Origin of the sequence: Herpetosiphon gulosus (assembly GCF_039545135.1) — a bacterium.
GTDB classification, from domain to species: domain Bacteria; phylum Chloroflexota; class Chloroflexia; order Chloroflexales; family Herpetosiphonaceae; genus Herpetosiphon; species Herpetosiphon gulosus.
The window spans coordinates 161,468-174,483 of the sequence record NZ_BAABRU010000010.1 but is presented as its reverse complement, the minus strand read 5'-3'; the positions used below and the strand labels follow the sequence as shown (position 1 = coordinate 174,483).

Genomic DNA, 13,016 nt, shown 5'->3' with positions numbered 1-13,016 from the left:
GGGGGAATGATGCGTTTACTGGTCGCAGCTTTTTTGGCCTTTATGCTTGCAACAACGGGCTTTTTTACCTTTTTGCCAAGTGCCGCTAAATTAACCACGCCCTTGGTTTGTAATGGCGGTACGATCATTCCGCCGCAAACGATCACCCGTAAAAGCAAATTTTATTGCGAGAAAAATGGGCAACAAAGCTTGATTAATCCATTTTTGCTGCTAGCAAGCGGGGTTTTGGTCTACACTCCGTTGTTGTATCTGCCATTATTATTGATTAAACCGAAACAAACTACGCTAGGTGGGAAACAACCCAAGCCAGCAAAAGCTGATATTGATGCCCGAAATCAGATCCAATTTGCACGTTCAACCGCTGCCACGGCGAACGTGCTTGATACCGAAAAGGGTCGGTATATTTCAAGTAATGGTTTTCGCCGCGATGTTGAAGTAATTTTGACCCTCGATGTGCAACGCCACGGTGGCTCAAGTTATCAAGCCCAAACTGCTTGGATGGTTGAAGAGTTGCAGTTTGCTCGCATCGCGATTGGCAACACGATTGCTGTGCAGATCGATGCTGATGATCCCATGGTGATTTATCCCAGCCGCGAATTTCGCCATATTAAATATTCGCCGTGGTATACCAGTAATTATTTTTAATTGGCTAAAACCGCAATTAATAGTGCGACCAAGGCTCCCGCCCCAGTGCTGATCAAATTAACCCAATCGTTGTTAAGCCAGGCCAGGCCACGATAATGGCGGGTTTGGTTGCCACATTTATGGATTGTCCGCTCGGTTTCGCTGGCGCAATGCTCACACCAGCGCATTTGCTGCACCGTCGCGCCGAGCAAACTATCGGCCAAAGAGCCACCAATCCCGCCAATCGTTGCGGCGATCACAAACCACACCTGTGGTTCTTGGCCATTACCAAGCCCTAAACCAGTCAAGCCCCAAGCACTCAGGCCAATCAGTAAAGCTCCAAGGCTGGTGGCAGCCATGCCCAAGCCCGAAATCGCCCCTGAGCGGCCACGTTCAACCTGCTTAAAGGTTGTTAGCATAAACGGGCGACCTTTGCTCAGTGTACCGATTTCAGTGGCCCAAGTATCGGCGGTTGCAGTTGCAGTTGCACCGAGTGCCAAAGCCCACCAAGCGAAATGCGGTTGCCAAGCGTAGCCCAAGGCCGTTAGCAAGGGAATGCCACCGTTGGCCATGGCCTGCCACAAATCGCGCCGATCATCTTTGCTGAATTTATCGAGTGCCACGGCGGCTTTGCGACGCTTGCCCACTTTGGAAAGTAGGCTTGAGCTAGCGAAGAATAAAATAATCAGCCAGCCCCAAGCCCAACTGCCACAGCCCACCGTCAATGTGCCGATCAAAACTGCACCTAGCCAACCACTCAGGCTTAATGAGCGTCGCCAGTAGCCTAGCCCGCCAACCAGCAAACTCAAGCCAAATCCTGCTAACAAGCGTAGGAGCATGCCGCTATACCTCACAGCAAACCAACCAGCGGCATCATACACCAAAAAGCCCCTTGCCCATTTCAGGCGAATCGAAGTGGAATACCAGCAGCGAATATGGAGACCACCGCTACTTTCAATCTGACCCAAAGGCAGCTTCAATCACATTGGTACTACTTTAATATACAATGCAGGCGATTCACTGATGCTAAGGATAAAACATATGGCTGATACGCCAGTATCTGTTAGACCACCACATGAATCGTATCTACGACTGTTTCTGCGCTTTTTACGTTTTGGTTTTTTGGCTTGGGGCGGGCCTGTTGCCCAAATTGCTATGATTCGCCAAGAGTTGGTTGAGGAAGAACATTGGATTGAGCGTGAACACTTCAATCGGGTGCTGGCAGTTTACCAAGCCTTGCCTGGCCCCGAAGCCCATGAATTATGCGTGTATTTTGGCATGGTTGCGCGTGGTCGAATCGGCGCGGTGTTGGCAGGTTTAGGCTTTATGTTGCCTGGCTTTGTACTGATGCTGTTGCTTTCGTGGGCTTATGTGACCTATGGCATCACTGCCGTTGGCATTGGGGCGATATTATTTGGATTCAAGCCAGCTGTGGCAGCCTTAATTATTCGGGCAGTACATCGAATTGGCGAACATGCTTTGACCAATCGCTGGCTCTGGGCAATTGCAATTGGTGCGGGGCTTGCAACCCTTTTGGGAGTGCATTTTATCGCCATTTTGCTACTATCGGGGGTGATTTATTGGTTATTACAAAAGCCTAAATTGACCCAAACTAGTTTGCATAGCTCATGGTTGCCGTTGTTAGTGCTGGCTGTATTAGCTGCGCCCAGCGTGCTCAATTTATTTGGCTATGGCTTGCGCACAGGCTTGCTAACCTTTGGTGGAGCTTACACGGCCATCCCTTTTTTGCAGCACGATGCCGTAACCGTCGGCGGCTGGATGACCAACGAGCAATTTATCGATGGTTTGGCCTTATCAGGCATTTTGCCAGCACCGCTGATTATTTTCTCGACGTTTGTGGGGTATCTTGGTGGCGGCTTTGCTGGAGCATTGGCCTTGACCGCAGGCACATTTTTGCCAGCATTTTTATTTACAATTATTGGTCATCACTGGCTCGAACGGATTATTGCTAACGCTGCGACCCATGCCTTTCTCGATGGAATTACGGCAGCAGTGGTTGGCTTAATTACTGTTACCACCAGCCAACTGATTTTCGATGCTTGGCCGCGTGAAGTGGCTCCGGCAGTGCTGGCCTTGGGAATTGCCGCGTTTAGCTTGTGGGTGCTCTATCGCTGGAAAGCCAAGTGGGTCACGGCGGCGGTTGTGCTTGGTTCGGGAGTGCTAGGGTTATTATCGCTGCTGATTTAAGTTTGATTGATCCACGAAGGACACTAAGGTTCACGAAGGGCTGAAAACGCGAAGGACACGAAGAGCGCGAAGGATGCTTCCCGACCCCAGCTCCCCAGCCCCTGACCCCTCTGTTCTCTGTTCTATGCTCTATGTTCTAATATTCATCCCTCATCCTTCATCCTTCTCAACACCTGTGCTATACTGCTTGGAAATGCAACGTTGCAACGAGTGTGGAATCGTGGATGTTCTGGAGGGTGCGATGAGGCTCCTGTCGGTTAGTGACGAAGTAGTTAGCATGTTGCAAACATCGGCGCTGCGCCAACGTGTAGGGTCGATCGATGCGATCGTCGGCTGTGGTGATTTACCACCGAGTTACCTTGAGTATCTGGTTTCGATGCTCAACGTGCCTTGCTTTTACGTTAACGGCAATCATGATGCGCCTGAGCAACATGAAGACGGCAGAGTTTCAGTCAAACCCCAGGGCTGCGATAACCTCGATTTGCGAGTTGAAGCGGTGGGCGGGCTATTAATTGCTGGGGCTGGTGGCGTGTTACGCTATCGCCCAGGTGAACATCAATATAGCGAAGCTGAATGGGCATGGCGTATGACTATGCTGAGCGCTCGGGTCTTTTTTGCCCAAATGCGCCATCGCCAGCGGCTTGATGTGTTAATTACCCATACGCCACCAGCAGGCTTGCACGATGGCATTGGCGCACATCGCGGGCCACAAGCGCTACGACGCTTTATTGATCGGATTGCACCACGCTATGTCATTCATGGCCATGTGCATTTAAATTATGGTTATGGCGACCAGCGGCCTTTGCAATATGGTGATACACTGATTGTAAATACCCATGGCTATCGCTTGCTCGATCTTGAGCCAATACCGGCCTTGAGCAAGGCCCAAGCCAGTTAACCATAATCTCAAAGTTGAACAGTATGCAGCGACGCTCCCGTGGGGGGCGTTTTTGCTTTGGGAGTCAGCAATGCTAACGTATTTGGTCACCCTAACCATTATCGTCGATCGGGCAATCTATGAACCACATTTGCCTGATCATTTAGCATACTTGGCCCAGCTTAAAGCCGCTGGCCACTTGTTGCTCTCTGGCCCCGCCACTGATCGTCGGGGTGGCTTTGTCTTGTTGCAGGCCGATTCGTTGGCGGCTGCAAGAGATCTTGTCGAAGGTGACCCATTAGTAGCGCGTGGCTTGGATTCTTACGAGATTCGTGAATGGCGGATTACCGAGGGCCAGCCACAGCAGATTGTTCCATCGTAGTAACAAATCAATCAGGCCAACACACATTGGTGTTCAATTCGGCCAAGCTCGCCGACACCAAGGAGGAACTTAAGATGGGCTACAATCAATGGATCGATCAGCAAGTTGATAGTGATTTTCAAAAAGCGCGATTTAGCGCCTTTTTGAATGCAATAAAAGCACGTTTGCGCGACGAACCTCAAACGCTTTTGCCTTTTGAAGAGGTTCGTGCCCGTCTCAATATTCGCAGCCAGACCGACCGTGGTATGCAAATTGTGCCGTTGCAATCGATTATTGGCAGCGAAGGCCGTTATAGCGATTTCGACCGCCAATTTTTGCCGCGCCACGAGGTAACCAAAGCCCGTTGGAAAAACGTTGATCGGGCGCATTATAACGATGTGATGCTCCCGCCAATTGAGCTGTATCAAATTGGCGAAGTCTATTTTGTGCGTGATGGCAATCATCGGGTGTCGGTCGCTCGCCAACAGGGCCAAGATTTTATCGATGCCCATGTGATCGAATTGCTCAGCGATGTGCCGATCAAGCCAACCATGACCCAAGATGAATTGAATCAATTGGAAGAACGCTCGGACTTTTTGGAATGGACGAATTTAGCGCAGTTGCGGCCTGAAGCCCAGTTTATCGAGCTAACCACACCTGGCGGCTATTTGGATCTGATTCGGCATATCAACGGTCATCGCTATTTCAAATCGTTGGAACTTGGCGAGGAACCAACCAGCGAAGAGGCGATTTTAAGTTGGTACGACAACATTTATAAACCATTAATCGACGAAATTTATGATACTGGCATTTTGGCGGCCTTCCCTGAGCGTACCGCCACCGACTTGTATCTGTGGATTATGGATCATCGTCATTATCTGACCCAAACTGAGGGGATTGATCCAGGCCCAAAAACCGCTGCAATCGACTATACCCGCCATTTTGGCGAGCGCAAAAATCGGGTTAAGTTGCCTGACCCGCCAAGCAAAGTTGAATTAGAGTTTATTCATTGGAGCAAACTCAACCTGCTACGCCAAGATGTGCGCGTGCCACTCAGCAACGACAACGATTATGCCCGCATGAAATTGCATGTGATCGATCATCAATATTTTATGGGCAAAGATCTTGATCGCGAGGTAACCTTCGAGGAAGCGGTGCAAAGTTGGTACGATACAGTCTATCGGCCAGTCACCCAAGCGATTGCTCAACAACATATTGGCGAGATGTTTCCACGCCATACAATCGGCGATTTGTATTTGCTGATCACCGATTACTTGCATATGCTACGTGGTCAGGGCGTGGAGATTCAGCCAGTGCAGGCCGCCCGCGAATATGCCGAACGCTTTGGCAGCGAACGTGGAGCCTTTCTGACAGGCGTGCTACATCGGGCACGGCGACTGATGAAACGAGCTTTTGCAACAACATAGTTACATAATTGTGACCTAATTTTCAGCATTGCAGCCCTGGTTGTGCGCTATAATGACCCCACAGGATAGCCCAACCATGGGCTTTTTGTTTGAGTAGGTTCCATGCACATAGCTTTAGTTCACGATTATTTGAATCAATATGGTGGTGCGGAAAGGGTGCTCGAAGTGTTGCACGCCATGTTTCCGCAAGCCCCAATTTATACATCAATTTACGATCCCGAGGCCATGCCCAGTCACTATCGCAGTTGGGATATTCGCAGCTCGTTTATGCAAAAGCTGCCAGGCTGGCGCAAGCATTTTCGTAAATATTTTTTGCTCTATCCGAGTGCTTTCGAGCATTTCGACCTGAGCGCCTACGATTTGGTAATTAGCTCGTCGAGTGCCTATGCCAAGGGTGTAATTACCAAGCCTGGTGCCCGCCATTTGTGCTATTGCCATACCCCGATGCGCTTTGCTTGGCGCACCGACGATTACGTTAAACGTGAGCAAATCAGCGGCATCTTTGGAGCAATTCTGCCCTTCTTTTTGACCTATCTACGCATGTGGGATGTCCAATCGTCCAGCCGCGTCGATCGCTTTATTGCCAACTCGCGCACAGTTGCTGATCGAATTGGCCATTTCTACCAACGACCTTCAACGATTATCACGCCGCCAGTCGAGTTGCAAGCATTTGAGCCGCAGCCAGCTGAAGATTTTTATTTGGCAGGCGGACGACTTGTACCCTACAAACGGCTAGATTTGGCGATCAAAGCTTGTACCAAGCTTGGTTTGCCCTTGGTGATTTTTGGCGATGGCCGTGATCGCGCCGAGCTTGAAAAAGTGGCGGGGCCAAGCGTGCGCTTCGTCGGCAAAGTTGATGACGCGACCTTGCGCAGTTTATATGCTCGTTGTCGTGCCTACCTCATGCCAGGTGAAGAAGATGCTGGCATTCAGCCGCTCGAAGCCATGGGCGCAGGCCGACCCGTGATCGCCTACAAAGCAGGCGGGGCACTCGATAGCGTGATCGAAGGCCAAACTGGGCGTTTTTTCAGCCAACAAACCGTCGAAGATTTGGCGGCGGCCATCCTTGCCAGCCAAAACGATCACTACGAGCCTGCGGCGATTCGCGCTCATGCCGAGCAATTTGCCCGCCCCGCCTTCGAGTCCCGCATTCGGGCTGAAGTCGAAGCGGTGTTATCCGAGGGGTCAGGGGCTAGAGGTTAGGGTTCAGATCTAAGTTAGAACATAGAACATAGTAATTAGGGGGCAGGGTCTGGGGATCGAGGGTCGGGGATTCACAAGGATAATTCGTGGCAAAAAACAGCCTTCGCGATCTTCGTGTTCTTCGTGGTTTCAGCTCTTCGTGCTCTTCGTGTCCTTCGTGGATCAAAAAGGATAGATATATGGAATTACGGCGATATGTTGCGATTATTCAACGCTCGTGGTGGCTGGTGCTGGGTGTGCCGCTGCTCGTGCTGTTGGTTTCGCTGATCAGCTTTCAGCCTGATCCACAGCGCTATCGGGTCAACGCCAAATTTGCTATCACCCACGCTCCAGTGGGCGGCAACGAAGTATTGCCCGATATGAATATTTACAATTCATGGCAAAGCACCCAATTTATTGTTGATGATTTGCCGAGTGTTGTACGCACCGAAGCCTTTGCCCAAGCCATCAGCACCTGGATCGCCAGCAATCGCAATATTCAGCTTGATGCTGGTGCAGTCAAAGGCATGATCACCGCAGTTGAGCAGGAGCATCGGATCGCAACAATTATTGTCGATGCTGATACTGCTGAGCAGGCTACGGCGATTGCAGCCGGCAGCATTGCGGTGCTCGATGAGCAAGGCTTGCAATGGTGGAATCGCGCTCAATGGGGCACGTTGGCGGTCGAAACGCTCGAACTGCCAACCACTGCTAGTGCATTAAGTCGTTGGCCGCAACCAATTACGCGCTTGGCTTTGCGCTTGGTGTTGGCATTGGTGGCGGGGCTTGGTTTGGCCTTCTTGCGCCACTATCTCGATCGCACCGTGCGCGAACAGAGCGATTTGGCTCAGCTGAATGTGCCAGTGCTCGTAGCTATTCCAAAGGAGTCGTAATGCTTCGACCTCAAGATTATCTGGCGATGTTGCTACGGCGTTGGTGGGTGATTGTGCTAATTGGTTTTGCCAGCGCAGGTGCTGCTTATGGCTTTAGCAAATTGCAAACGCCTTTGTATCGCGCCCAAACCACCTATAACGTGATCACCAGTCGCTACGATCAAGGCTTAACCATGCAACTGCCGAGTGTCATGGGCAACTGGCCTGGCCAATTGACCGATGCCCGTTTGCAAGAAATTAGCAACCAATTGCAACTTGATCGCACGCCTGATTATTTGCGCAAATATATTGCGATTCAGCCGCAGCCCGATCAATTGCTGCTGACGATCAACGTCGATTATCCCGATGCTAAAAAAGCGGTTGAATTGGCCGATGCCTTGGGTGAGACGCTCAAAAGTGAAGTTGCTGGCTTGAATGCGCTGCGTTTGAGCACCGATGCAATTAATATTCGGGTGCAGCAACCAGCCAAATATCTTGAATTAGCCTCGCCCAAAACCAAAATCAACGTGCTGGCGGGCGGTATTTTGGGTGGGATTATCGGTATTTTGGTGGCATTTGCCTTGGAATATTTCGACGATCGAATTAAATCCAACAACGATATTGAACGCTGGACTGGCCTACCAACCTTGGGCACGATTCCTGAACACTAAGCGTCGGCCTGAACCAACCAACTAGCTAGAGGTAGTTATTGTGGCATTAGATTTAATTACGTTGCGCGATCCACGGGCCGCCGCCGCCGAAGCCTACCGCACTTTGCGCACCAATATTCAATTTTCGTCGATTGAGCGTAAGCTGCACACGATTTTGGTGACCAGCAGCGTGCCCGATGAAGATAAAAGCAGCGCCCTCGCCAATTTGGCCGTAACCTTTGCCCAAGCCGAGCAACGGGTAATTGTGCTCGATTGCGATTTGCGCCGCCCAAGTTTGCATAGCCTGTTTGGGGTGAGCAATGAGCGTGGCCTGAGCCAAGCCATGAACCAAAACAGCGCCTTACCAATTCTCAAAACCGAGATCGATGGCCTACAGATTTTGCCTGCTGGCGAAACGCCGCCCAGCCCCGCCGATTTGCTTAGCTCCAAACGTTTGGATAGCGTGTTGCGCGACCTGAAACAGCAAGCCGATATTGTGTTGATCGATGCACCGCCCGTTTTAGCAGCCAGCGATGCAGCCTTGTTGGCCACCAAAGTTGATGGGGTGGTACTGGTGACTAAGGCTGGCAAAACCCGCCGCGACAGTGCTCGCGAAGCCGTAGCGTTGTTGCAACGAGTCAATGCTCACATCGTGGGGGTCATTTTGACCAACGCCAAACTTGAACGCGAACGCTACGCCCGCTATTAAGGATAGGTTCAGATTCTCTCATCCCCTAGCTCCCTTCAAGGGTAGGTTTTTAACCATAATTGGGTGAAATTCGCAGCCGATTGGCATGCCCTCACCCCCTAGCCCCCTCTCCCGCCGAGCGAGGCGAGGGAAGCACCATAGCATGAAGGGTGGAAACCCCTCTCCCACTGCGGCGGGAGAGGGGCTGGGGGTGAGGGGACTATCAAAACCTTTACCCTTCTCTGATTAATGAGAAGGGTTTCATTAATTTTTGCTCCAGCATTGTTCAATCACCATTACTCTCATTTGGAGCGTTGTATGTGTGGCATTACGGGCCATCTCGAATGGTATGGCACGGCGCAAGTCCCAATTCTTGAGCAGCAAACCGAAGCGATTCGTCATCGCGGGCCGGATAGTGCTGGCTTTTTTTGCGTTGATCAGGTGGCGCTGGGCATGCGGCGCTTGGCAATTATCGACCTAACCAGTGGCGATCAGCCGATGTTTAGTCGTGACGGCGATTTAGCCTTGGTGTTCAACGGCGAAATTTATAATTTTCAGGCTTTGCGCCAGCAATTGCAGCAACTCGGCCAAAACTTTGATACCAACAGCGATACCGAAGTGATTGTGCGTGGGATTGAGCAATGGGGCATTGCAGGCTGTGTGCAACGCTTGAATGGCATGTTTGCCTTGGCGATTTGGCAGCAGCAAGCTCAACGCCTGACGCTGGTGCGTGATCGTTTGGGGATCAAGCCACTCTATTGGTATGCCGATACCCAGCGTTTGGTGTTTGGCTCGGAAATCAAAGCGATTTTGGCCCATCCAGCAGTGCCGCGCCAAATCAATCTGCAAGGCTTGGCCAATTATCTGAGTTTTGGCCATAGCCTCGCACCCCAAACCATGCTCCAAGGCATTTATAAAGTTGAGCCAGCCCATATATTGACGTGGGATATTGCCAGTCGCACCATGCAAACCCACCGCTATTGGCAATTGCAGTCGCATCCGATTGCGCTTGCGCCCGCCGAAGCCGCCGCTGAATGCTATAGTCGTTTGCGCGAAGCAGTGCGTTTACAATTAATCAGTGATGTACCGTTAGGCGCATTTCTTAGTGGTGGGCTTGATTCAAGTATTATCGTGGGATTGATGCAGCGCTTGGGAGCAGCCCCAATCAACACATTTAGCGTGGGTTTTGAGCATGCAGGCTTCAACGAATTGCCCGATGCGGCTTTAGTCGCCCAGCATTTTGGCACTAGGCATCATGAACTGCGCCTGAATGCTAGTGATTTGGTTGGAGCCTTGCAAACCTTGGTTTATCACTACGACGAGCCATTTGGTGATGCGGCTGGACTGCCAGTATACCTTGTTTCACGTTTTGCTCGCGAACATGTCAAAGTGGTGCTGACGGGCGAGGGTAGTGATGAACAATGGGCCGGTTATCGGCGCTATCAAGCCGAATTGATCGCTCGGATGGCGCAGTATTTGCCTGGGCGCAACGCAATTGCCGCGCTGATTCGCCAATTGCCGCGTAATCGCCGCTTGAAACAGGCAATTCGCACTTTAGATCAGCGTGATCCAGGGCGGCGCTATGCTGCATGGCTCACGATTGCCGATCTGCAACAGCGCCAACGTTTGTTGCAACCACAAATCAGTGCTGCGCTGGCGGATTATGCACCTGAGCAAATCTATGACCATGTGTATCCCCGCAGCGGTGCCGCATTAACTAATATGGGCTTGGCGGATTTGCAAACATGGCTACCAGATACCTATTTGGAAAAAGTTGATAAGGCTTCGATGGCTGCTAGTCTCGAGGCGCGTGTTCCATTTCTTGATCATACCTTGGTGGAATGGACGATGAATTTGCCGCCAACGCTTAAACTGCGTGGTACAAAAACCAAGTGGTTGCTCCGCCAAGCCTTTGGCGAAATGCTGCCGCAACGCACTTTGCGCAAACCGAAACATGGCTTTGCTGTGCCAACCGACCCGTGGTTTCGTGGAGCACTAAGCAACTGGACAGCCGAAATATTGTTTGATCAACGCACGCTAATCCGTGGTTTGTTCAATCCGCACGAAGTCCAACGCATCTATCAAGCTCACCGCGATGGCAAAGAAACCGCAGATACCGTATTATGGTTACTACTGAACATCGAACTCTGGCAACGGATCTATCTTGATCGCGAGGAACGGCTATGAATCAACCTTTAGTGCTGCATATTGCAACTGCCGATATGGGCTTGCGCTTTTTACTGCTCGAACAGTTGCAGGCAATTCAGCATGCAGGCTATCAGGTGCGTGGAGTTGCCAGCGATGGCCCCTATCGCGCCGAGGTTGAGGCCGCTGGAATTCCGGTCGATGTGATCAAGATGCCACGTGCAGTTACCCCAAACCGCGATTTATTGGCGTTAAGTCAATTAGTGCGTTTATTTCGCGAACTCAAACCAACGATTGTGCATACGCATAATCCTAAGCCTGGTTTGCTTGGCCAGCTAGCAGCACGAATTGCTGGCGTGCCAATTATTATCAACACAATTCATGGGTTTTATTTTCATGAACATTCGAGCGTCAATCAGCGGCGCTTCTACATTGCCATGGAAAAAATCGCTGCTCGTTGTTCACATGCGATTCTTTCGCAAAACCGCGAAGATCTCAACGCAGCCCTTGCGCTCAAGATTGCGCGGCCAGAGCAAATTAGCTTTTTAGGCAATGGCATCAATTTACAAATGTTTGATCGACGGGCCGTGAGCCAAGCCGACATTCAAGCCGCCCGCCAAGATTTGGGCATCCCCGCTGATGCCCAAGTGATTGGAGCAGTTGGGCGTTTGGTTGCCGAAAAGGGCTATCACGAATTGTTTCAGGCTTGCCAACAACTTATGGCAACCCGCCCCAATTTGTATTTGCTGGTGGTTGGCCCCGAAGAACCCAACAAAGCTGATGGCCTGACCGCTGCCACCGCTGCTAAATATGGCATTGCTGAACGCACCCACTTTGCAGGTATGCGCCGTGATATGCCAGTGCTCTATCGATTGATGGATGTTTTGGCCCATCCTTCATATCGCGAGGGCTTTCCGCGTGCGCCGATGGAAGCGACCGCAATGGGTGTGCCGGTAGTTGCTAGCGATATTCGCGGCTGTCGCGAAACCGTGGTGCATAGCCTCAACGGCATGTTAGTGCCAGTACGCGATGCAGCGGCCTTAGCCCATAGCCTTGGCCGCATGATCGACGATCGAGTGCTGCGTGAGGCCTTTGCTCGACTGACGCGGCGGGTGGCGCAGCGTGAGTTTGATCAGCAACGGGTGTTTGATCGAGTGCTGTTGACCTACGCTAAGCAGTTGCAAGCCCATGGGTTGGCTGTGCCTGAGCCAATTCAGAGCCAAGCCTCACATTAATCGTGGCCTTGAATATATTTAGGCAGCATTTGCTCCCAATATGGCCAATCGTGAGCCCAGCCATCCCAAACCCGCAGCGCATTGCCTACCCCATGATTCCATAAATTGCTGGAGAGCACTTCGTTGCTTTGGTAGCTGGGGTCGTCGCGACCAATCGCCAAAATAATATCGAGTTGGCGCAAATGGGCAAGTTGCGCCGCATCATTCAAATTAGCAGTGTAATCGGTGGGTGTATTGAAATAGACCTGCTCATCGCTGTAGCCATCCATAAATGAGCGCATATTGTAGCGACCACTCAAGCCTAAACAGCGCCGAAACAGCTGGGGGTGGCGCAAGGCAATATTCACCGCATGAAACGCCCCGAACGAACAGCCAACGCTCATCAAAAATTGATTTTGATTGAAATTACGTAGCCAAGGCACAACTTCGCCGATCAAATACTGCTCATATTGCAGATGGCGGCCAACTCGTCCGCTGGGATGCGCCCATTTACAATACCAACTTTCGGCATCAACGCTATCAACACAAATCAGTTGCAGCCAACCACGCTCAAGGTGCTCGGACAAAATGCGGGTCATGCCCCGATCTTCAAACTCAAAAAAACGCCCCATTGAAGTGGGGAAAACCAAGACAGGTGCGCCATGATGGCCAAACAACAACAACTCCATGTCGCGGCCAAGCGCTGAACTATGCCAACGATGATATGAACGATGCATCGGCGTTCCTCACACTGAGAACCATCAGCGC

The 13,016-nt window shown here is 51.2% G+C and carries 13 protein-coding genes; 11 read left to right on the top strand and 2 right to left on the bottom strand.

The features are described 5' to 3' along the window. The first annotated feature begins 6 nt into the window (after window positions 1–6). On the top strand, window positions 7–645 hold the full coding sequence (locus tag ABEB26_RS15050; RefSeq protein WP_345722857.1) for a hypothetical protein: 639 nt from the start codon (window positions 7–9) through the stop codon (window positions 643–645). On the opposite strand, the gene ABEB26_RS15045 is transcribed toward ABEB26_RS15050, so the two are convergent. Next, entirely contained in the window at window positions 642–1,463 is an 822-nt protein-coding gene (locus tag ABEB26_RS15045; RefSeq protein WP_345722856.1) for a DUF92 domain-containing protein, read from the bottom strand. The two genes, ABEB26_RS15050 and ABEB26_RS15045, sit on opposite strands and share 4 nt — an antisense overlap. Window positions 1,464–1,665: 202 nt before the next feature. Between ABEB26_RS15045 and chrA the strand changes: the two genes are divergently transcribed. The 10 genes from chrA to ABEB26_RS14995 all read left to right on the top strand — a co-directional run bounded on the left by chrA (window position 1,666) and on the right by ABEB26_RS14995 (window position 12,269). Further along, window positions 1,666–2,832 carry a chromate efflux transporter gene (chrA, locus tag ABEB26_RS15040; protein ID WP_345722855.1) on the top strand — a complete coding sequence of 389 codons (1,167 nt, stop codon included), beginning with the start codon at window positions 1,666–1,668 and terminating at the stop codon, window positions 2,830–2,832. Between the two features lie 277 nt (window positions 2,833–3,109). Next, on the top strand, window positions 3,110–3,730 hold the full coding sequence (locus ABEB26_RS15035) for a metallophosphoesterase family protein (protein WP_345722854.1): 621 nt from the start codon (window positions 3,110–3,112) through the stop codon (window positions 3,728–3,730). A 70-nt stretch (window positions 3,731–3,800) separates the two neighbouring features. Continuing rightward, window positions 3,801–4,091: a YciI family protein gene (locus ABEB26_RS15030; protein WP_345722853.1), complete on the top strand. Its 291-nt coding sequence runs from the start codon at window positions 3,801–3,803 to the stop codon at window positions 4,089–4,091. Between the two features lie 74 nt (window positions 4,092–4,165). Then, window positions 4,166–5,497, top strand: a complete 1,332-nt coding sequence (locus ABEB26_RS15025) for a hypothetical protein (protein ID WP_345722852.1) — start codon at window positions 4,166–4,168, stop codon at window positions 5,495–5,497. A gap of 102 nt (window positions 5,498–5,599) precedes the next feature. Continuing rightward, on the top strand, window positions 5,600–6,700 hold the full coding sequence (locus ABEB26_RS15020) for a glycosyltransferase (protein ID WP_345722851.1): 1,101 nt from the start codon (window positions 5,600–5,602) through the stop codon (window positions 6,698–6,700). A gap of 179 nt (window positions 6,701–6,879) precedes the next feature. Beyond that, the gene (locus tag ABEB26_RS15015) at window positions 6,880–7,572 is read left to right on the top strand and encodes a YveK family protein (protein ID WP_345722849.1); all 693 of its coding nucleotides are present in this window, start codon (window positions 6,880–6,882) and stop codon (window positions 7,570–7,572) included. After that, complete coding sequence (locus tag ABEB26_RS15010; protein ID WP_345722848.1) at window positions 7,572–8,222, top strand: YveK family protein; 651 nt, start codon at window positions 7,572–7,574, stop codon at window positions 8,220–8,222. Before ABEB26_RS15015 ends, ABEB26_RS15010 begins: the two co-directional genes overlap by 1 nt. A gap of 40 nt (window positions 8,223–8,262) precedes the next feature. Continuing rightward, on the top strand, window positions 8,263–8,910 hold the full coding sequence (locus tag ABEB26_RS15005; RefSeq protein ID WP_345722847.1) for a CpsD/CapB family tyrosine-protein kinase: 648 nt from the start codon (window positions 8,263–8,265) through the stop codon (window positions 8,908–8,910). A gap of 297 nt (window positions 8,911–9,207) precedes the next feature. After that, window positions 9,208–11,076 (top strand): asparagine synthase (glutamine-hydrolyzing), encoded by a 1,869-nt coding sequence (gene asnB, locus ABEB26_RS15000; protein ID WP_345722846.1) that lies wholly within the window; start codon window positions 9,208–9,210, stop codon window positions 11,074–11,076. Beyond that, window positions 11,073–12,269, top strand: a complete 1,197-nt coding sequence (locus ABEB26_RS14995) for a glycosyltransferase family 4 protein (RefSeq protein WP_345722845.1) — start codon at window positions 11,073–11,075, stop codon at window positions 12,267–12,269. Before asnB ends, ABEB26_RS14995 begins: the two co-directional genes overlap by 4 nt. Here ABEB26_RS14995 and ABEB26_RS14990 read toward each other — a convergent pair. Next, on the bottom strand, window positions 12,266–12,985 hold the full coding sequence (locus tag ABEB26_RS14990) for an esterase family protein (RefSeq protein WP_345722844.1): 720 nt from the start codon (window positions 12,983–12,985) through the stop codon (window positions 12,266–12,268). The genes ABEB26_RS14995 and ABEB26_RS14990 overlap by 4 nt on opposite strands. Window positions 12,986–13,016: the final 31 nt, after the last annotated feature.